Here is a 19,521-nt window from a genome sequence, read left to right on the forward strand (position 1 = left end):
CATAAAGAACAAGCGGCGCGATTATAGCCCCGCCCTATATCTGTACACCCGAACAATCCGGTTTCAGGTGCGGCAACGCAACATAGAGACGCCGCCAGTCAAAACACGGGCCGGGGTCGGTCTTGCGCAATGGCGCGATATCGTTGTGCCCCACCACCGCTTGCAGGGGGTAGTTCAACTGTAGTGCCTGAATCAGACTAATGAGAGATTGATATTGCGATTCAGTAAAAGGCACGTGGTCGGTGCCTTCCAGTTCCACACCGATAGAGAAGTCATTGCAGCGCTCGCGCCCTTGCCAGTCAGACACGCCGGCATGCGCCGCACGCAGGCTGATGGGGACAAACTGCACCAGTTCGCCATCGCGGCGGATCAGAATATGCGCCGACACCCGCAATGAACCGAGATCAGCAAACAGCGGGTCTTCGGGGGCGATGGTGTTGGTAAACAACTGTTCAATGGCGGGACCGCCAAACTGACCGGGCGGCAGGCTGATGTTGTGGACCACCAGCAAATCGGTGGCAACGCCCGCAGGTCGGGCATCGCAATTGGGGCTGGGCACCTGACGCGCTTGTGCGCACCAGCCCGCAGCATCAAAGCGCAAACCCTCGCTCATGCGGTTAACGCCACCACAAGGTGGCGACCAGGGTGGCCAGCAACACGACAATGGCGGCTAGCAGCCAGTTGCGCTTTTTCTGCTCCCACATCATCCCCTGATAACCTGCGACCATCAGATCAACCGGATTCTGGCTGACCAGATCATTGAGTTTGCGCGGCAGCGTGGGCAACATGGCGGCCCACAGCGGTGCCTCGTGCTTGATATTACGCCATAAACCACGCCAGCCAATCTGCTCGTGCATCCAGCGTTCCAGGAATGGCTTGGCGGTTTTCCACAGGTCCAGATCCGGATCAAGCTGTCGCCCCAGCCCTTCTATATTTAATAGTGTTTTCTGCAAAAGCACTAACTGTGGCTGGATTTCTACGTTGAAGCGGCGGGAAGTCTCAAACAGCCGCAGCAACACCTGGCCAAACGAAATCTGTGAGATCGGCTTGTCAAAGATGGGCTCGCACACCGTGCGCACGGCGGCTTCCAGTTCTTCTACCCGCGTGTCTTTGGGCACCCAGCCAGATTCGATATGCGCCGCGGCAACGCGGTGGTAATCGCGGTTGAAGAACGCCAGGAAATTGATCGCCAGGTATTGTTTGTCGCTTTCCGACAGCGTGCCGACAATGCCGAAATCCAGCGCAATGTAGCGGTTGTCGGGCGCGACAAAGATATTGCCCGGATGCATATCGGCGTGAAAGAACCCGTCGCGGAATACCTGGGTGAAGAAAATTTCCACGCCGTAGACCGAGAGTTTTTTCAGGTCGATGCCGCTGGCGCGCAATTCATCCACGCGCCCGACCGGAATGCCATCCATCCATTCGAGCGTCAGCACCTGGCGCGCGCACCAGTCGTAGAAGACTTCTGGCACGATCAGCATGTCGGAATTGGCAAAATTGCGCCGCAGTTGCGAGGCGTTGCCTGCTTCGATCATCAGATCGAGTTCGTCATGTAGATATTTGTCGAACTCGGCCACCACTTCGCGCGGTTTGAGGCGCTTGCCATCGGCAAACAGGCGCTCGACCAAGCCGGCCATGACCTTCAACAGCGCCAGATCGCTTTCGATGATCGGCAAAATCGACGGACGCAATACCTTTACCGCGACATCACGACCATTGGGCAAACGCGCCCGGTGTACTTGCGCGATGGATGCCGATGCCACCGGTGTGCGATCAAACTCGGCGTATAGCTCGGTGAGTGGTCGCTTCAGGCCGGCTTCGATGACGGCAACGGCGATATCGCCGGGAAAAGGCGGTACGCGGTCTTGCAGAAACGCCAGTTCGTTGGCGATGTCTTCCGGTAACAGATCGCGTCGGGTCGACAGGACCTGGCCGAATTTGACGAAGATCGGCCCCAAGGCTTCCAGCGCCAGGCGCAAACGTACGCCGCGCGGTTGCTCGAGCTTGCGCCAGAAGAACAGTACGTTGGCCAGCTTGTGCAAACCATGCACTCGCTCGTGACCGAGCAAGAACTCGTCCAGACCGTATTGCACCACCACGCGGGCAATTTTAAAGAGGCGGAATATCCGCATGGGTATCCATTTTGTTGGGTTGAGCCGTCAGTAACGTTAGGAATGCGACTCGGGAAAAGTATTGATTGCGCGGGTCAGGTTCGGCCCGGCAGTTACAGCGATTTGATCGACAACCGTTCCAGCCGTGCTTCCAGCCGGGCCAGGTCGTCACGCAGCGTATCTACTCCGCCACAGAAATCATCGACGTGCCGCTTGGTCACTACCAGCGGTGCTTCATCGCGCCAGTATTCGGTCAGTTCGATCAACAGCCGCGAGCCAATGGCGCCCGGGACTCCGCCAATTTTGCCCGCCAGCCAGGTAATGCGATGGGCCGCCACATCGCCGACCAGTTGTGACAATTCTTCCGCCATATCCCAACGTAAACCGGCCAATACCTGACCAACCGCAGCGGCCAGTTCAGTGTCGCCATTCAGGCCGGCCTTTTTGCTGGCGGCGTCACGGTCGAAGAGCCAGGTGGTAAAGAACGTTGGCGACAAGGTAATGGTCGCCTCGGCCGGGCCGGTGGCGCGATCAAAAGTGCCGTCAGGCTGGATGGTGAGCGTGCCGGACAAGACCGGCAGCACCAGCCGCACCACGCGCCCCGGATACTTCGCCAGCGCGGCAGCTGCAGCAGCATCGTGCGAGAGCATGCGATTCAGGATTCTGGCGAGCATGAGGCGAAACTCCGGTCTGTTGAAAGCGATTCACAATCCATCCAGCAAGGCGCAGCGGGCAGGGCGTTACAGCTTGATGCCCTTATGCAGCGCCACCACACCAGCCGACATATTGTGATAATCGACTTTGCCAAAACCCGCATCCAGCATCATGGCTTTGAGGGTTTCTTGGTCCGGATGCATGCGGATCGACTCGGCCAGATACTGATAAGAGTCGGCATCGTTGGCCACCAGCTTGCCCATAAATGGCAACAACTTGAACGAGTAAATATCGTAAGCCGGCTTGAGCGGCGTCCAGACTTTGGAGAACTCCAGCACCAGCAAGCGGCCGCCGGGCTTGAGGACGCGATACATCTCTTTCAGCGCAGCGTCTTTATGCGTCATGTTACGCAGGCCAAACGCCACCGAGACGATATTGAAATAGTTGTCCGGGAACGGCAGTTTTTCTGCATCACACAGCGCAACTGGCGTCGCAATGCCGGCATCAAGCAGGCGATCGCGGCCAACACCGAGCATGGAGCTGTTGATATCGGTCAGCCACACTTGACCGGTTTTGCCGACCTTCTTGATAAAGGCTTTGGACAAATCGCCGGTGCCGCCCGCGATATCCAGCACCTTGTCGCCGGCCTTGGCGCCACTGGTCTCGATGGTGAAGAACTTCCAGGCGCGGTGCAGACCGGCCGACATCAAGTCGTTCATCACGTCGTATTTCTGCGCGACGGAATGGAAAACCTCGGCCACTTTTTGCGCCTTTTCCGATTCCTCGACCGTCTTGTAACCGAAGTGCGTGGTGTTTTCGCTCATAGCGTGCTCACAGTCTCGTCAATTCAATGTGCCGCAGGATCGCGGCTGGCCCCGGCCGCAGCCAGTTGTGCCAGATATTCTTGCCAGCGGGCGGTGTGGTCACGCCCCAACTCGTACAGATATTGCCAGGAATACAGGCCGGAGTCGTGGCCATCGTCGAACACCAGTTTTACGGCGTAATTGCCTACTTGTTCGACGCCGGTAATCGCCACATCGCGCTTGCCAGTCTGTAAGACACCTTGGCCAACGCCGTGGCCCTGCACCTCAGCGGACGGGCTATTGACTCGCAGATACTCGCACGGCAATGAAAAACGGGCGCCATCGTCAAAGGCGACTTCCAGCGTGCGCGAGGCTTTATGCAAGCGGATTTCAACTGGAAGCGCGCTGGCCGGGGTGAGTCCTGCCATTTTGGGGTGTCCTTTACCTGCGTCCGGGGTAATCCGGACTTTCAAGCCCGCCATGATACCGCGTTGCCGTGGTGGGCGCGATGCAGGCGAGGAAGTGCCAGCGCCAGGCCCGCTCGGGAGAGCCATTCGGAGAAAAGACGCGGGGCGCGGCAGCGCAATAACAAAACAAAAGGGCAGCCACCTTGCGGTAGCCGCCCTGTATTCGAGCATGAACACAAAAGAGCAAAGAGAGTAAATCGAAAGATCTGTTTTTATCAGGCACTGGCAGGTGCCTGATTTACAGATGTGCTATGTCAGACTTCGTTGTCCATGCCTAGTTCCTGGATCTTGCGGGTCAGCGTATTGCGGCCCCAACCCAGCAATTCGGCGGCTTCGATCCGCTTGCCGCCGGTGTGGGCCAGCGCGCGTTCGATCACCGTGCGCTCAAATGCCGGCATGATCTGATCCAGAATCCGGCTTTCGCCTTTGGCCAGACGACTGCCGATATCCGAGGCCAGCGCGGCACGCCAGTCGCCACTCACCATGCTGATGCCGTCGGTAGTGTCATTGCTTTCGCTGATTTCCGGCGGCAAATCGCCCGCTTCAACAATGGCTCCCGGTGCCATCACGGTCATCCAGTGACACAGGTTTTCCAACTGGCGCACGTTGCCCGGAAAGCTAAAGCCGCTCAGTGCCGCCATCGCGTCTTCCGATAGGCGTTTGGTTTCGACGCCCAGTTCCGCAGCCGAGCGCGACAAGAAGTGTTTGGCCAGCAAAGGGATATCCTGGCGCCTTTCCCGCAGGGCAGGCAAACGCAGGCGGATCACATTCAGACGATGGAACAAGTCTTCACGAAAGCCGCCCAGTTTGACGCGTTCTTCCAGATTCTGGTGAGTTGCGGCAATGACGCGCACATTCGCTTTGATCGGCGCCTGACCACCAACACGATAGAAATAGCCGTCCGACAAGACCCGCAGCAAACGGGTTTGCAGGTCGGAAGGCATGTCGCCAATTTCATCCAGAAACAGCGTGCCGCCTTCGGCTTGTTCAAACCGCCCCTGGCGCCGCGCTTCTGCGCCAGTGAACGAGCCACGCTCGTGACCGAACAATTCGGATTCGAGCAAATCCTTCGGGATCGCAGCGGTATTGATGGCAATAAACGGTTTGGCGGCTCGCGGGCTGTGGCGATGCAAAGCGCGCGCAACCAGTTCTTTACCGGAGCCGGATTCGCCGGTGATCATCACCGTGGCGGCCGATTGCGACAAGCGGCCAATGGCGCGGAACACATCCTGCATGGCGGGTGCCTGGCCGAGGATATCCGGGTTGGTTACCGGCGCCTCTTCGCCGCCGACCTGGCGGGCACCTTCTTGCAGCGCGCGCTGGATCAACGCAATGGCAGCATCAACATCGAACGGCTTGGGCAGATACTCAAACGCACCACCCTGGAATGCCGACACCGCGCTTTCCAGATCGGAATGTGCGGTCATGATGATCACGGGCAGGCCGGGATAATCCTTTTTGACCAGATCCAGAAAGGTCAGCCCCGATTCACCGGGCATGCGAATGTCACACACAATGGCTTCAGGAACTTCGCGGCCCAGCCGGGCGAGTGCTTCGGTCGCCGAGGCAAACGCGGCGTGGGCAATGTTTTCTCGTGCCAGCGCTTTCTCGAAGACCCAGCGGATGGAACGGTCGTCATCAATAATCCAGACAGTGCTCATGGATTCTCCGTAACTTGTGGTGACTGGGGTTCCGCTTGTTCAAAGCCCGTGTTGCGGGCAGGACATGAGCAAACGGTGTTCCCAGAGCGGTTGGTTTAGTTGTTCTTGGTTTTGTCGAAATCCTGCCAACCATTGAGCGGTAGCAGCATGTTGAAACAGGTGTAGCCCGGGCGGCTGTCAAAATCGATGGAGCCGTGGTGCTGGTTGATAAAAGTGTGCGCCAGGTGCAGGCCAATGCCGGTTCCACCCGGACGACCCGACACCAGCGGATAAAACAAAGTGTCCTTCAGGTGATCCGGAATCCCCGGGCCGTTATCGATAATCTGCAACTGGATGGCAATCGGGTAGCGTTGCCGATTGAGCGTGACCTGCCGCGCCACGCGAGTACGCAGCATGATTTCGCCCACACCATCCATGGCTTGAATGGCATTGCGCATGATGTTGAGTACGGCCTGGATCAGTTGTTCGCGATCGCCAATCAGCGTGGGCAGACTGGTGTCATAGTCACGCTTGATCGCCAAGCCATTGGGTGTTTCCGCCAGCATCAACGAGCGCACGCGCTCCAGTACTTCATGAATCGACAATTCGGCCAGTTGCGGCAAGCGATGCGGCGTCAGCAGCCGATCCAGCAGGCTTTGCAGGCGTTGCGATTCCTCAATGATGACCTGGGTGTATTCCTTCAGTTGCGGGTCATGCAACTCGCGCGACAGCAATTGCGCGGCGCCGCGAATGCCCCCCAGCGGGTTTTTGATCTCATGTGCCAGATTGCGGATCAGCTCGCGATTAGCCTGTTGCTGCGCTTGCAGGCGCTCTTCATTGGCGATTTTGCGTTGCTGGTCAATCTGGCGGATTTCCGCCAGCGCCGCAGCCTCGGTGCTTTCAATCGGGCTGGCGGTGAGCGAAACATAAACTTCGCCATGCGAGGTATTTAGCGCGATTTCGTGTTCGGTGAGGCTGACGTTATCGCGGCTGGCGTTGTACAACGCTTGGGCGACCGGATTGTCCGGGCCGAGGCAGTCGGTCAGCGACATCCCCAGGCAGTCGTCACGCAGACCCAGCAGATCGGCCGCAGTCGGGTTGTAATAGACCAGCGCGCCATCTTCGCGTGTGGCCAATACCGCAGCATCGAGAAATTCCAGTCCAGCGAACGTGGCAGGAGTAGGGCTTTTTGTCATAGGGTGCGGTCTATGTAAAACGTGCGTCGAACAAGGCGTAAAGCATGCGTGGTGGCGTGTGCCGGTTCCGCGGCTTCTTTCATGCGGCTTAACCAAGCAATTAGCGGGCCAGCTTGCAGATGGCATGCACAAGGCGGTTTGAGGACTAGAAACCTGGGTATTGCACACATATGGTGCATTATAGGTGTCGTTGTGGTGCACTGCCCCGTGATGGGGAGCTAACACCGCAAAAACAGATCAGTGGATTGATCAGGATGGGGCAAATCGCGGCGCGGGCTAGCCGGTGACGATGGCTGGCTGCGATGGAGCTGGCGACGCGAATGGAGATAACAGGCTGGTTGAATGCCCAAAGCGGATAAAACCGGCCGCGGCTGGAAGGCGCTACTTCTGTGCGCCCAGCCTGACAGCGCTATTTACTGCGTGCCAGTTCCTGTTGCAACGCGGCCACGTTCTTTTCATGTACCGTGGCGTTGTCACGCAAGCGACTCACCCGATCCTGGTATTTGGCGGAATTGGCTTGGGCATCGGGGCTGGCTTGAGCATCGCTGAGCGCCCGGCGGGAGTCGGCCAGCGCTTGCTGCTCGGTATTCAGCTCGTCTTGCAGAATCTGCTTGCGGTTGGAATCGCGCGATTTCTGGGTGGCGCTGTCGACGCGAGGAAAGTCAGCCGGACTGGGCGCTGTAACCCGGGTGCCGGATGCGCCAGTGCCTTTGCCGCGCGCTTTATTGCCCATGGGGATCGGGTCGGTATATACCCGGCTCGCACCGTGCATAGGCAGATTGGAAAACGTGATCCGGCCATCGGCATCAACATATTTATAGATATCTGCGTGCGCGAACGCGGCCAGCAGACTCAGTGTGACAATGGCGGCAAAACGGGGTAGCAAACGACAAATAGACATGGGACGGAACCTTACCACAGCGGGCCTCAAGCCGGCCGGTCACTATGACCGAGTGGTCGATCTGGTGCGATCAAATCACGCACGCGTTGTTTCAATTCTTTGGCTTCGGGAAAGCGCCCTTCAATTTTGCGATCCCAAATCACCTGATCCTGGCAATGCACCAGGAAAATCCCGCCAGTGCCGGGTTGCAATGCCACCTCGCCCAGTTCTTCGGCGAAAGTGTTGAGCAACTCTTGCGCCAGCCAGGCCGAGCGTAATAACCAGTTGCACTGGGTGCAATAGCGAATACTCACACGCGGTGTGGCAGGCCCGGCGCTGATTTCGGTCATTGGTTGCTCCTGATTCAAAACGCGACACCCAAGGTCCGTAGCGCGGCTTCGGTAGCTGCCGCACTGGTGTGATGAATGCCATGCCAACCTAACGCACTCGCCGCCCGGGCGTTGGCCTGGTTGTCGTCAATAAATACCAGTTCTTGGGGTTGCAAGTCGGGCAGATCACGGGCGATGCGCCGGAACATCTCATGATAAATGGCTGCGTCGGGTTTGATTAGCCCAAGTCGGCCAGAGACGACGATGTCGCGAAAGCGGCGCAGGAAAGGGTAGTTGTCCCATGCGTAGGGAAAGGTCTCGGCCGACCAGTTGGTCAGGCCGTAGAGTGGCACCTGGGCGTATTCCAGGTCTTCCATCAGTTTGATGCCTTCGACCAGCGTGCCTTTGAGCGATTCCGGCCAGCGTTCGTAGAACGCACGGATCAATTCGGCGTGCTCGGGAAACTCTTTGATCTTGCTGGCCGTGGCATCGACGATAGAACGGCCACCGTCTTGCTGCAGATTCCATTCACCATTGCAAACATGCTGCAAAAACCAGGCGCGCTCGACATCGTCGCTAATCAGTTTGCGGTAGAGGTAATCCGGGTTCCAGTCAAACAGAACACCACCGAAATCAAAAACGACAGCACGTATGGTCATGGAGGGGCGAAAGTGGCGAAGGAATTAGAGAATTGGAGTTACATTGTAGCCGGGATAGGTCTGAACTGGCGTGGTGAGGATGCCCGGATGATGTAGCCGCAGGCACCCGCCCAGGTCAGGCGTGTTTTTTGGGCAATTCATTGGCGGGCAATTCGGTTTCCAGCACCACCCGATTGCGGCCATATTCTTTGGCGTGATACAGCGCGTGATCGGCGCGGGTGAGCAGGTCGTCCAGATCAACATCACTGGGGCGCAGGCGCGACACGCCCATGCTGGCGGTAATGCGCACGTACTCGCCACCATCCAGCGGGACATGCGTGGCTGAAATCGCCAGCCGCAACTTTTCGGCGACCTGCTGCGCGTCACCCAATGGGGTGTCTGGCAGCACCACCACAAATTCCTCGCCACCCCAACGCCCAAAGCTGTCGCTGGCGCGCAGGCTTTCGCGGCAAGCGTGGGTGACTGCGCGCAGCATCAGGTCGCCAATCAAATGGCCGTAGGTATCGTTGACCTGTTTGAAGTGGTCCAGATCCAGTAGCAAGATCGACAACGGCGTGTCCTGGCGTCGGGCCAGCAGCACGGCTTGGGCGCAGCGGCGCTGCCACTCGCGACGATTGGGTGCGCCGGTCAGTTCATCGGTGGTGGCCAATTCTTTCAGACGCTCGTTGGCTTGGGCCAGTGCCTCGGTGCGCGCGGCGACTTCAGATTCCAGCTGGATGCGGTGACGTTTGATCAGTTCTTGCGCCAGCGCCAGGTATTGCAACATGACCGTGGTCGAGAACAGGAATAACTGCAGATTCACAAACGAAATGGTCGGATTGGCATGCACAAACGGGCCGAGGCGATAAGCCGTGGCCAGTGCCGTGGCCATGGCGCAAATCAGGATCGCGATCACCATCCCGGGCAAGCGATAACGGATGGTGGTTGCCAGCAATACCGGCAACAGCAGTACCAGTGCCGGCGGATACAGCAACAGTGCACCGGCCAGAATCATCAATGCCAGCAAGATTGACCACCAGTGGTGGATCGAGGAAAAGCGCAGTGACCAGCGACTGCGATCGCGCCAGATTACGTAACACGGTGCAATCAGCAAAATGCCGGCGGTATTGGAAGTCACCAGCATCAGCCAATGCCGCATGATGCCGGCGGTAGAGGCATCGGGCAGCGCGTGGCAGAACCACTGCAACAGCGTCATCAAGGGCGCGGTCACCAGAACCGGTACCAGGCAGACCCAGAGCCAGAACCAGGGTAGATCTTGCGGCTGGCGCAGAAAGTTGGCGTGATAGCGTGCTTCGTGCAGGCGCCACGCCCGCATGGCCAGATAAGCTTGCAGGGCGTCCAGCGCCGCCGCCGGTATCGCCATGCGCCAGGAGGTGTTCAGATCCAGCAATTGCGCAGTGGCAGGAATGGTGACCAGCAGGCTGGCCAGCCACACGCAGAGCAAACCGGCCCGTCCCAGCACCAACAACGCCACAACGCCAACGCCGCTGGGCAGCCAGATGGCGGCCACGTTGTCGCCCGGGATCGCAGCGGCGCCCACGCTCAACCAGCCGGTCAGGACCCAGGCCAGAATCAAAGGCAAAAAGAAGCGCTGTCGTGAGCGCGAGGGCAGGTTGAGTGTGAACATGCAGTACGGGCCAAATAAGTTGCTCAGAGCATAACCAACGACAGGCGGTGTGTCTCCTGTGTTCGGACGAAAGCAGCAAGTAATCCGCCAGTTATCCCAAACCGGCCTTGTTAGTCCAATAGTTTTACTGCCAGCAATTCGCCTTTGCCCACCGGCACAAGGCTGGTCTTGAACTCAATATCGGCTTTGATCAGTTCGCTGAACGCGTTCATTTCATCGGCGTGGGAGAGTGCGTTATCCACCACCAGTAGCCCACCCGGGCGTAAAACCCGACTTAGGTGCGGCCACCACGCCACATACTGGCTGCGTTCAGAATCCAGAAACAAGAGATCGTAGGTGGCCGGGTGGGCGTCGGCCAGAAAGCGTCCGGCGTCGTCATGTACCAGATTGATTGATCCTTCCAGTCCGGCCCGGGCGAAGTTCTCTGCCGCCATGGCCACTTTATGCTCCGCATGTTCCACGGTAGTGACTACGCCGCCAGTTTCGCCGCAAGCTTCAGCGAGCCACAGCGTTGAATAGCCATTGGAGGTGCCAATCTCCAGCACTCTGCGCGCTTGCATAGCCAGTACCAGCACGGCCAGAAACTCGCCGGTATCGCGTGTGATATTGAGCATGCGTTTGGGGCGCTCGCTCTGGTCGTTATCGTTGGCCTGGCCAAATTGTTCGAGTTCTGTTTTCAGATTTTGCAAAGCGATATTCATGGCGGTGGCTCCCGGCTTTGGCGCGCATTGAATAGCTAGTGAATATCAAAATGTCATAGGACTCAAGAGGATGGCTGATATCTTGAGCGCAAAAAATGAAAAACCCGCCCAGGCAAAGCCTTGAGCGGGTTGGGTAGCCTGCTTGCGCCTGTCCAGAGACAGACATCAAGCTGATTACAGGCTGTAGTACATGTCGAATTCGACCGGGTGAGTCCACATACGGATCTTGTTCACATCGTTCTGCTTGAGTTCGATGTAGGAGTCGATCCATTCGTCTGTGAACACGCCGCCACGGGTCAGGAACTCGCGATCCTTGTCCAGTGCGTCCAGTGCTTCGTCCAGCGATGCACACACAGTCGGGATCAACTTGTCTTCTTCTGGCGGCAGATCGTACAGGTTCTTGTCTGCAGGATCGCCAGGATGGATCTTGTTCTGGATACCATCCAGACCAGCCATCATCAGTGCAGCAAAACACAGATACGGGTTGGCCAACGGATCCGGGAAGCGAGTCTCGATACGACGGCCCTTGTCGGACGCAACGTGCGGGATACGGATCGAAGCGGAACGGTTCTTGGCGGAGTAAGCCAGTTTCACCGGTGCTTCATAATGCGGAACCAGACGCTTGTACGAGTTGGTACCCGGGTTGGTGATGGCGTTCAGTGCACGAGCGTGCTTGATGATACCGCCGATGTAGAACAGGGCAGTTTCAGACAGGCCAGCGTAGCCGTTACCTGCGAACAGGTTCTTGCCATCTTTCCAGATCGACTGGTGCACGTGCATGCCCGAACCGTTGTCGCCAACGATAGGTTTTGGCATGAAAGTAGCGGTCTTTCCGTACTGGTGAGCGACGTTATGCACCACGTACTTCAGAACTTGAGTCCAGTCAGCGCGTTGGGTCAGGGTGCTGAACTTGGTGCCGATTTCGTTCTGGCCAGCGTTTGCCACTTCGTGGTGGAACACTTCAACCGGGATGCCCAGTTCTTCAAGTACCAGCACCATGGAGGCGCGGATGTCTTGATGGCTGTCGACCGGAGGAACCGGGAAGTAACCGCCTTTCAGGCGTGGGCGGTGGCCCATGTTGCCGCCTTCAAATTCCAGGCCAGTAGCCCAGGCGCCTTCTTCCGAACCGATCTTGACGAACGAACCGGACAGATCTGCGTTCCAGCGAACGTTATCAAAAATGAAGAATTCTGGTTCTGGACCGAAGTAAGCTGTGTCACCAATACCCGATGCCTTCAGGTAGGCTTCAGCGCGCTTGGCCAGCGAACGTGGGTCGCGGTCATAGCCCTTGCCGGTAGCTGGCTCGATCACGTCACATGTCATGAACACGGTCGGTTCGTCGTAGAACGGATCAATGTTGGCAGTGGCCGGATCAGCCATCAGCAGCATGTCCGAAGCCTGAATGCCCTTCCAGCCGGTGATGGACGAACCATCAAATGCGTGGCCGGTTTCGAACCATTCTTCGTCGACTACATGCGACGGCACGGTGACGTGCTGTTCTTTACCAATAGTGTCGGTGAAACGAAGGTCAACGAACTTGATGTCGTTTTCCTTGATCAGCTTGAGTACGTCGGCTACCGCCATCTGAGCTCTCCTTGGTGCAAGAGATAGTTTGAAGTGAGTGTTGTCTCGTCGCCGGCCATGCAAGGTTTGTTCGAGTAAGACCGGCTCGGGTCGGAACGCTATGAAGCAGAAAGTGTGCCAGGGTGTTAACCCCGCCGACAGCCATTGTGCCACAAGAAATCGGCTATTGCGGGTTTTACCTATGCAATCCGATTTGGTGCGCAATTCAACGAAAGGCACCGTTATGGTGCGTTTTGTTGCGGCAAATCTGTGCATGCCGTGCACCGTGTCACAATCACGCAGGCGCTGCGCAACAGGGCTAGAATGCAGAAAACGGCATGAAAAAATTGGGTGGCACGGCTGGCAAATGGCGCTGGCCCGGACCACTCCAGTTGACGTTTTGAAAACGAGATAGAGTCAACGCGAAGGAATCAGCCATGAGTACCGTTAGCACCATTCTGGAAAAAGCCCGCCAGAGAGCGGCCGAATCGGGTCTTGCTTATTCGGGCGCACTCACGCCGGATGAGGCATTTGCGCTGCTGCACGAGGTCCCAGGCACCAAAGTGGTGGATGTGCGCACCCATGCGGAATGGCAGTTTGTGGGCGTGGTGCCCGATGCCTTGCTGATTGAATGGAAACGCTATCCCGACATGGCTTTGAATCCGGAGTTTCTCACCCAGTTAAAAGCGCAGGTCGATCCGCAAAACGTGGTGTTGTTTATGTGCCGCTCTGGCGCGCGCTCGCATGATGCGGCGGTGCTGGCCGCCAAACACGGCTACAGCGAGGTCTACAACATCCTCGAAGGATTTGAGGGTGACAAGGACGAGCAACAACATCGCGGCAAGAGAAACGGCTGGAAAGGTCGCGGTTTGCCTTGGGTTCAAGGGTAACGGGCATCCCGATAACCCGGGATGTTAAAAGCGAGAGGGGTGAGGCGCTGGGGATGAACCCAAGGCGTCAAACCCTTCGCTTGCCGCACTGGACAGGACCGCGTCACCAGTCTTTCAAAATCACACTTCACCTTCTGATTTATTCTCCCCATACACCATGCGCTACGTCGTTATCGGCAACCCGATTGCCCACAGCAAATCCCCTCAAATCCACACCGCCTTCGCCGCCCAGTTTGCTCTGGCGCCGTTCAGTTATGAGCGACTGCTGGCACCGCTGGAAGACTTCGATGGCACCGTGCGCAGCTTTGTGGCGGCGGGCGGCGGAGGTTGTAACGTCACCGTGCCATTCAAGGAGGCCGCGTATGAACTGGCTTCCGAGTTGACCGAACGCGCCGCCGCCGCCGGTGCGGTCAATACGCTGGTGGTGCGCAAGGACGGTTCGTTGCTTGGCGATAACACCGATGGCGCCGGGTTGGTGGCGGACTTGCTGCGCCATCGCTCGCTAACCGGCTTGCGCATACTGGTGCTGGGAGCGGGCGGCGCGGCGCGCGGTGTGTTGTTGCCGCTGGCGACCGAACAACCGGCGTCAATCACGTTAGCCAACCGCACCGCGAGCAAGGCGCTGTTGTTGGTTGATGCGTTAAGCGCCAAAACCTCGGTGCCGCTGCAAGCCTGCGGTTTTGCCGAAATCGCTGGATCGTTTGATGTGGTGATCAACGCGACCTCGGCCAGTCTGGGCGGGGAGCGCATTCCATTGCCGCCTAACGTTTTTGCGGCCAACGCCCTGGCCTACGACATGATGTATGGCAAAGGTGAAACGCCGTTTCTGGCGCAAGCCCGCGAAGCTGGCGTGCCGCTGCGGGTAGATGGCTTGGGTATGCTGGTTGGGCAGGCGGCCGAAGCTTTTCGCTTGTGGACCGGGCATCAGCCGGATGTGGCGCCAGTGCTGGCTGAAATGCGCGCTGGCCTGGCGGCGTAATCAGAACGTCTGGGCAGATCATAAATGTGCGCAAAATCAGGGTTCGCGGTTGCCGCCTTGTAAGGAACGCGCCTAGAATCGCGGCACCTTATTGAGTCAGCCGTAACCCTCTGTGAAAAAACGTTCTTTTGGCTGGTGGTTTGGCCGCATTCTGCTGGCGCTGCTTTTGCTGTTTCTGGCGTGGAATCTGTGGATTTTCGCCCACGTCTGGTGGTGGAAAGACCATAACCCCAGCGACACCGCCTTTATGGAAGAAGGTTTGTCACGTCTGCAAAAAGACGACCCGGAAGCCGAGCTTCGGCACAAATGGGTGTCCTATAGTCAGATTTCCCCGAATCTCAAACGCGCGCTGGTGGCCTCAGAGGACGCCAAGTTCCTCGATCATGATGGCTTTGACTGGGAAGGCATCCAGACTGCCTGGGAAAAGAACCTGAAGAAGGGGCGGATTGTGGCTGGCGGTTCCACCATCAGCCAGCAACTTGCCAAGAATCTGTTTTTATCCAGCCGCCGTACGCCGTGGCGCAAGCTGGAAGAAGCCATCATCACCGTGATGCTGGAGCACATGCTGGACAAGCGCCGCATCTTTGAGCTGTATCTGAACGTCATCGAATGGGGCAACGGCATTTACGGCGCCGAAGCCGCATCGCGCTATTACTACCGCACTGGCGCGGCTAATCTGGGTGTGGCCCAGGCAGCCAAACTGGCGTCAATGGTACCAGATCCGCGTTATTACGATTTGCATCGCAACGACCGGCGCTTGCTGCGCAAAGCCAGCATCATTGCGCGGCGCATGCCTTACGCGGATATCCCCTAAAGCGGTTTGCAGATGGATGCGGGCGGCCACTGCTCAGGTGGGCCGCCCGTTTTGTTTTGTGAGGCCGTGGTGCAGGCCAATTCGCCTGTCCCGCAACAAGGTAAATTCTTTCTGTGACGGTAATGCAACGGTCGTTGCTTATGTCAACGGAATCATTTGGTGTTGCCAGGTCAAACTTCTAGAATGCAAGACCGCATTGAGCGCTCATACTCAAATCACAACAAACAACTCCCGTGCGATAGCCACCGGGCGAAAACAGGGGACGACATGAGTTGGTCGGGAGTAACGCGCGCTGATCGATCCGGCTGGCCTTGCGCTGGGCGGCCGGTGATCAGCCAATTGGCAGAGACAAGGCATGCCTGATTTATCGTTGTCATTGGCGATGGTGGGACAAACCGATACCGGTTTACAGCGCGCGCATAACGAAGATGCGATTGCGTGGGATAGCCGCATCGGTCTGGTCGTGCTGGCTGATGGCATGGGCGGCTACAACGCTGGCGAAGTGGCAAGCGCCATTGCGGTCAAGCATGTGAGCGATTTCATCCATCGCGCCCAAGCCGTGCGCCCGCCCTTGCCACCTGAGCCAGAGCGACTGGCTGCGTTGCTGACCCAGGCGGTCTGGCAAGCCAACGATGCCGTTTACACCGCAGCGAATAGTCATCCGCAATATGCAGGCATGGGCACCACCATTGTTGTGGCCTTCTTCCAGCAAAACCGGCTAGCGGTGGCGCATGTCGGCGATTCGCGGCTTTATCGCTTGCGCGCTGAAACTCTCACACAGCTCACCCACGATCACTCGTTTTTGCAGGAACAGATTGATCTTGGACTGATGACCGAGGCTGAAGCCGATGAGACCGGCCAGCGCAACCTGATCACCCGTGCCGTGGGCATCGGGCCAGAGGTCGAGGTTGAAGTCCATGTTCATGACATTGAGGTCGGCGATCTGTATTTATTGTGCTCAGACGGGCTGACCGACGAAGTTGACGCACCAACCGTTGTGGATGTGCTGACTTCAATGCGCACCAATCTGCCCATGGCTGCCGCATATCTGATCCAGGAGGCAAACAATGGCGGAGGCAAGGACAATATCTCGGTTGTGCTGGCCGACATCAAACGCGCGTTGCCGGGCGAGGGTGGCTGGTGTAGCCGGATTATGGAATGGCTGCGAAAAGACGGCTGAGAACCGCTTGGGCAAGACGTCACGACTTTAGCGCGGGCGGCTCTGTAAAACAGGAAAGCAAGAAGGGGTTTTGGGAAAGAAGATGGCGAAATTGATACTCAGCCTCTCTGGCAACTACATCAACGAGTTCAAGCTCAAGCCAGATGTAACACGCATCGGGCGGCGTCCGCACAACGAAATCCAGGTGGATCACCTGTCGATTTCAGGCGAGCACGCACTGATCCGCCTGATGGGTGGCGAATACATCATTGAAGACCAGCGCAGCACTAACGGGACTTCGGTGAATGGTCAGCGCATCGTGCAGTACAAGCTGAAGGATGGTGACCAGATCCGTATCGGCAAGCATGTGTTCACCTTCCGGGTAAGTGATGCGGTCGCGCGTCCGCCCAGCAACGATGGCTTCGAAGCCACGCAACTGCTGGTGCCTCCCACCAGCGCGGCCCGCCCCGAAGGCAAACGGACTGGCGTGGTGCGAGTGCTGACTGGCACCAGTGCCGGGCGAGAAGTCATTCTGGCCAAAGCCAGCACCACGCTAGGCAAGGCCGGGGTGCAAGTGGCCTCCATTGGCCGACGCAGCGAAGGCTATGCGATTTCTCACGTGGAAGGCCCCAAGCGCCCGCTGGTAAACAACCGCGAAATCGGCAGCACGCCACACCCACTCAAAGAAGAAGACCTGATTGAGCTGGCCGGTGTCAAAATGGCGTTCTTCTATCGCTAGGTAAGTGCTGGACCAGCAGGCGTTGGCGCAGCGCGAAATGGGTGGTTCTTGAGGGCGCTTTTGCTGAGGAAACACTGGCCGCAGATCATTCTGGGTCTGCTTTGCTTCATGCTGCTGGCGGCGCATATCACCAGTGTGTTGCGGCTGCCAGCGGTAGAGCGGCTGGACGCCTATCTCTACGACACGCGCGTGCGCTTCTCCGCCGCCAGCGCTCCCGACCCGCGTATTGCCATTATTGATATCGACGAAAAAAGCCTGGCCGCGCTGGGCCGCTGGCCGTGGCGACGCGACTTGCTGGCGCGACTCGTCGATCAGGTATTCGACCATTACCACGCGCAGGCGCTGGGGTTCGACGTGGTCTTTGCCGAAGCCGACGACAGCACCGGCCTTGCCACGCTGCGCCGCCTGGCCAGTGGCGAACTGGCCGACATCCCCGAATTTGGTGCCACGCTGACCCGTATTGCCCCGCGACTGGATACTGACACCCGGCTGGCTCGCGCCCTGGCCAAACGCAATACCGTCCTGGGCTTCTATTACAGTAGCGATTCGCACGCGGTTTCCGCAGGGGCCTTGCCCGCGCCCGCGCTGGACGCCGGGACACTGGCGCCAGTTGCGGCCAATATCACGCCAGCATCACACTTCGGGGCCAATCTGGCGCAACTGCAAACCGCTGCGGCAGCGGGCGGACATTTTGTGCCGTCGGTGGATCAAGACGGCGTAATTCGGCGGGTGCCACTGCTGGTCAATATTGGCGGCCAGTTCTATCCGGCGTTATCGCTCGCACTGGCACAACTGGCGTTGGGCCACCCACCGCTGGAGCCGGTGATCGAGGTCGGTGGCGGCGTACCGCAACTGGAAGCGCTCAAGCTGGGCAAGCTGACGTTGAGCGTGGACGCCAATGGCCGCGCCACCGTGCCGTATCGCGGACCGGCACGCTCGTTCGCTTATGTGTCGGCAGCGGATGTACTCAAGGGCACGGTTCCTGTCGACCAACTGGCGGGCCGCATCTTGCTGCTGGGGGCCACCACACCGGGTTTGAACGACTTGCGCGTGACTCCGGTCGGAGAGGCTTATCCTGGTGTGGAAATCCATGCCAATTTGTTGTCGGCCATGCTGGATGGTGCCCTGCCGCAACGTCCAGGTTATCTGTTGGGCGCGGAATTGCTGCTGCTGGCGGTGCTCACCCCAATCCTGGTGTGGGTGCTGGCCCGGCGTCCGCCATTTCAGGCCACGGTGACCGTGCTGACTTTGCTGGTGGCGCTGGCGCTGGCGGATATCTGGCTATGGCGGGTGCATCATGTGGACTTCCCGTTTGCCGCCACATTGACGCTGATGGTCGCGCTATATGTGCTGAATATGGCGTGGGGTTATATCTTCGTTACCCGGCGGCAATCCCAATTACGTCAATTGTTTGGCCAGTACGTGGTGCCTGAACTGGTCGATCGTATGAGTGCGGACCCTGGCAAATACACCATGGTGGGTCAAAGCCGCGAGTTGTCGATCCTGTTTACCGATGTGCGCGGCTTTACCTCGATCAGCGAAAGCATGGCGCCAGCCGAACTGACGCAATTCATGAATGCGTTTCTGACCGAAATTTCCACAGTCATCCGCAGTGGCCAGCCCGGCACCATCGATAAATACATCGGTGATTGTGTAATGGCATTCTGGGGTGCGCCGTTGCCCGACACCCTGCATGCCCACAATGCGGTGCTGGCTGCACTCAATATCCACGCCGCCATGCTGCGTTTGAATACCACTTTTGCGGCCCGTAACTGGCCGACGCTGGTGGTTGGCGTGGGCGTGAATTCCGGCGTAGTCACAGTCGGGGACATGGGGTCAAGGTATCGACTCACTTACACAGTGATGGGTGATGCGGTTAATCTCACCAGCCGGATCGAAAGCCTGACCAAGTTCTACGGCGTGCCGATTCTGGTTACTGCGGCCACCCGTGATGCCGCGCCAGGCTTTGTTTACCGCGAGATTGATCGGGTGCGCGTAGCTGGCCGCGAAGACGCGGTGACTTTATATCAGCCGCTCGCGCTAGCGGGCGACGAAGCCGCGACGCGATATGTGGATGCATTCGCGCCTGTGCTGGCGCACTATCGGTTGCGGCAATGGGCGCAAGCGCAACAGCAATTGGCGACGTTATTACAAGCCGAGCCTGATTGCGTGTTGTACCGGGTTTGGCGTGATCGCGTGGCGACCATGCAGGCCAATCCGCCAGCAGCAGATTGGGATGGCGTGCACGTGTTTGTGCGCAAGTGAAGCAGCAACTGAATAAAAACTGAATAAACAATAGAACACACGGGC

General features: G+C 58.2%; 19 protein-coding genes. 6 read left to right on the forward strand and 13 right to left on the reverse strand.

Going from position 1 to position 19,521, the window contains the following annotated elements:
• Window positions 1-34: 34 nt before the first annotated feature.
• From ampD to glnA, 13 genes are all read right to left on the reverse strand, one after another.
• Window positions 35-613 (reverse strand): 1,6-anhydro-N-acetylmuramyl-L-alanine amidase AmpD, encoded by a 579-nt coding sequence (ampD, locus tag N7220_RS13120; protein ID WP_283147973.1) that lies wholly within the window; start codon window positions 611-613, stop codon window positions 35-37.
• Window positions 614-617: 4 nt separating this feature from the next.
• Complete coding sequence (gene ubiB, locus N7220_RS13125; RefSeq protein ID WP_283147974.1) at window positions 618-2,132, reverse strand: ubiquinone biosynthesis regulatory protein kinase UbiB; 1,515 nt, start codon at window positions 2,130-2,132, stop codon at window positions 618-620.
• A 92-nt stretch (window positions 2,133-2,224) separates the two neighbouring features.
• The gene (locus tag N7220_RS13130) at window positions 2,225-2,785 is read right to left on the reverse strand and encodes a ubiquinone biosynthesis accessory factor UbiJ (RefSeq protein ID WP_283147975.1); all 561 of its coding nucleotides are present in this window, start codon (window positions 2,783-2,785) and stop codon (window positions 2,225-2,227) included.
• A gap of 66 nt (window positions 2,786-2,851) precedes the next feature.
• Entirely contained in the window at window positions 2,852-3,589 is a 738-nt protein-coding gene (gene ubiE / locus N7220_RS13135; protein WP_283147976.1) for a bifunctional demethylmenaquinone methyltransferase/2-methoxy-6-polyprenyl-1,4-benzoquinol methylase UbiE, read from the reverse strand.
• Window positions 3,590-3,612: 23 nt separating this feature from the next.
• Window positions 3,613-3,996: a gamma-butyrobetaine hydroxylase family protein gene (locus N7220_RS13140; RefSeq protein WP_283147977.1), complete on the reverse strand. Its 384-nt coding sequence runs from the start codon at window positions 3,994-3,996 to the stop codon at window positions 3,613-3,615.
• A gap of 293 nt (window positions 3,997-4,289) precedes the next feature.
• Window positions 4,290-5,696, reverse strand: coding sequence for a nitrogen regulation protein NR(I) (ntrC, locus tag N7220_RS13145; RefSeq protein ID WP_283147978.1), 1,407 nt, complete (start codon window positions 5,694-5,696; stop codon window positions 4,290-4,292).
• Window positions 5,697-5,791: 95 nt separating this feature from the next.
• A complete protein-coding gene (gene glnL / locus N7220_RS13150; RefSeq protein WP_283147979.1) occupies window positions 5,792-6,871 on the reverse strand; it encodes a nitrogen regulation protein NR(II) in 1,080 nt (359 codons plus the stop codon).
• Between the two features lie 409 nt (window positions 6,872-7,280).
• Window positions 7,281-7,772, reverse strand: a complete 492-nt coding sequence (locus N7220_RS13155; protein WP_283147980.1) for a DUF4124 domain-containing protein — start codon at window positions 7,770-7,772, stop codon at window positions 7,281-7,283.
• A gap of 26 nt (window positions 7,773-7,798) precedes the next feature.
• Window positions 7,799-8,101, reverse strand: a complete 303-nt coding sequence (locus tag N7220_RS13160) for an Rdx family protein (protein ID WP_283147981.1) — start codon at window positions 8,099-8,101, stop codon at window positions 7,799-7,801.
• 14 nt (window positions 8,102-8,115) lie between these two features.
• Window positions 8,116-8,739 (reverse strand): HAD family hydrolase, encoded by a 624-nt coding sequence (locus tag N7220_RS13165; RefSeq protein WP_283147982.1) that lies wholly within the window; start codon window positions 8,737-8,739, stop codon window positions 8,116-8,118.
• Between the two features lie 115 nt (window positions 8,740-8,854).
• Entirely contained in the window at window positions 8,855-10,366 is a 1,512-nt protein-coding gene (locus N7220_RS13170; RefSeq protein ID WP_283147983.1) for a sensor domain-containing diguanylate cyclase, read from the reverse strand.
• A 110-nt stretch (window positions 10,367-10,476) separates the two neighbouring features.
• The gene (locus N7220_RS13175; protein WP_283147984.1) at window positions 10,477-11,067 is read right to left on the reverse strand and encodes an O-methyltransferase; all 591 of its coding nucleotides are present in this window, start codon (window positions 11,065-11,067) and stop codon (window positions 10,477-10,479) included.
• Window positions 11,068-11,241: 174 nt separating this feature from the next.
• A complete protein-coding gene (gene glnA, locus N7220_RS13180) occupies window positions 11,242-12,651 on the reverse strand; it encodes a type I glutamate--ammonia ligase (protein ID WP_283147985.1) in 1,410 nt (469 codons plus the stop codon).
• 416 nt (window positions 12,652-13,067) lie between these two features.
• On the opposite strand from glnA, the gene N7220_RS13185 reads away from it, so the two are divergent.
• The 6 genes from N7220_RS13185 to N7220_RS13210 all read left to right on the forward strand — a co-directional run bounded on the left by N7220_RS13185 (window position 13,068) and on the right by N7220_RS13210 (window position 19,476).
• Window positions 13,068-13,520, forward strand: a complete 453-nt coding sequence (locus tag N7220_RS13185; protein WP_283147986.1) for a rhodanese-like domain-containing protein — start codon at window positions 13,068-13,070, stop codon at window positions 13,518-13,520.
• 157 nt (window positions 13,521-13,677) lie between these two features.
• Window positions 13,678-14,499, forward strand: a complete 822-nt coding sequence (aroE, locus tag N7220_RS13190) for a shikimate dehydrogenase (protein ID WP_283147987.1) — start codon at window positions 13,678-13,680, stop codon at window positions 14,497-14,499.
• 112 nt (window positions 14,500-14,611) lie between these two features.
• Window positions 14,612-15,313 carry a monofunctional biosynthetic peptidoglycan transglycosylase gene (gene mtgA / locus N7220_RS13195; protein WP_283147988.1) on the forward strand — a complete coding sequence of 234 codons (702 nt, stop codon included), beginning with the start codon at window positions 14,612-14,614 and terminating at the stop codon, window positions 15,311-15,313.
• Between the two features lie 355 nt (window positions 15,314-15,668).
• Window positions 15,669-16,493 carry a Stp1/IreP family PP2C-type Ser/Thr phosphatase gene (locus N7220_RS13200; protein ID WP_283147989.1) on the forward strand — a complete coding sequence of 275 codons (825 nt, stop codon included), beginning with the start codon at window positions 15,669-15,671 and terminating at the stop codon, window positions 16,491-16,493.
• Window positions 16,494-16,575: 82 nt separating this feature from the next.
• Entirely contained in the window at window positions 16,576-17,211 is a 636-nt protein-coding gene (locus tag N7220_RS13205) for an FHA domain-containing protein (RefSeq protein ID WP_283147990.1), read from the forward strand.
• A 60-nt stretch (window positions 17,212-17,271) separates the two neighbouring features.
• Complete coding sequence (locus N7220_RS13210; RefSeq protein WP_283147991.1) at window positions 17,272-19,476, forward strand: CHASE2 domain-containing protein; 2,205 nt, start codon at window positions 17,272-17,274, stop codon at window positions 19,474-19,476.
• Window positions 19,477-19,521 lie beyond the last annotated feature (45 nt).

Source organism: Silvimonas soli (genome assembly GCF_030035605.1).
Classification (GTDB): Bacteria; Pseudomonadota; Gammaproteobacteria; order Burkholderiales; family Chitinibacteraceae; genus Silvimonas; species Silvimonas soli.

What these genes read in the sequence shown, in the direction of transcription:
- ampD (WP_283147973.1), bottom strand. Translation starts at nt 613, where the DNA reads ATGAGCGAGGGTTTGCGCTTTGATGCTGCGGGCTGGTGCGCACAAGCG.
- ubiB (WP_283147974.1), bottom strand. Translation starts at nt 2,132, where the DNA reads ATGCGGATATTCCGCCTCTTTAAAATTGCCCGCGTGGTGGTGCAATAC.
- N7220_RS13130 (WP_283147975.1), bottom strand. Translation starts at nt 2,785, where the DNA reads ATGCTCGCCAGAATCCTGAATCGCATGCTCTCGCACGATGCTGCTGCA.
- ubiE (WP_283147976.1), bottom strand. Translation starts at nt 3,589, where the DNA reads ATGAGCGAAAACACCACGCACTTCGGTTACAAGACGGTCGAGGAATCG.
- N7220_RS13140 (WP_283147977.1), bottom strand. Translation starts at nt 3,996, where the DNA reads ATGGCAGGACTCACCCCGGCCAGCGCGCTTCCAGTTGAAATCCGCTTG.
- ntrC (WP_283147978.1), bottom strand. Translation starts at nt 5,696, where the DNA reads ATGAGCACTGTCTGGATTATTGATGACGACCGTTCCATCCGCTGGGTC.
- glnL (WP_283147979.1), bottom strand. Translation starts at nt 6,871, where the DNA reads ATGACAAAAAGCCCTACTCCTGCCACGTTCGCTGGACTGGAATTTCTC.
- N7220_RS13155 (WP_283147980.1), bottom strand. Translation starts at nt 7,772, where the DNA reads ATGTCTATTTGTCGTTTGCTACCCCGTTTTGCCGCCATTGTCACACTG.
- N7220_RS13160 (WP_283147981.1), bottom strand. Translation starts at nt 8,101, where the DNA reads ATGACCGAAATCAGCGCCGGGCCTGCCACACCGCGTGTGAGTATTCGC.
- N7220_RS13165 (WP_283147982.1), bottom strand. Translation starts at nt 8,739, where the DNA reads ATGACCATACGTGCTGTCGTTTTTGATTTCGGTGGTGTTCTGTTTGAC.
- N7220_RS13170 (WP_283147983.1), bottom strand. Translation starts at nt 10,366, where the DNA reads ATGTTCACACTCAACCTGCCCTCGCGCTCACGACAGCGCTTCTTTTTG.
- N7220_RS13175 (WP_283147984.1), bottom strand. Translation starts at nt 11,067, where the DNA reads ATGAATATCGCTTTGCAAAATCTGAAAACAGAACTCGAACAATTTGGC.
- glnA (WP_283147985.1), bottom strand. Translation starts at nt 12,651, where the DNA reads ATGGCGGTAGCCGACGTACTCAAGCTGATCAAGGAAAACGACATCAAG.
- N7220_RS13185 (WP_283147986.1), top strand. Translation starts at nt 13,068, where the DNA reads ATGAGTACCGTTAGCACCATTCTGGAAAAAGCCCGCCAGAGAGCGGCC.
- aroE (WP_283147987.1), top strand. Translation starts at nt 13,678, where the DNA reads ATGCGCTACGTCGTTATCGGCAACCCGATTGCCCACAGCAAATCCCCT.
- N7220_RS13200 (WP_283147989.1), top strand. Translation starts at nt 15,669, where the DNA reads ATGCCTGATTTATCGTTGTCATTGGCGATGGTGGGACAAACCGATACC.
- N7220_RS13205 (WP_283147990.1), top strand. Translation starts at nt 16,576, where the DNA reads ATGGCGAAATTGATACTCAGCCTCTCTGGCAACTACATCAACGAGTTC.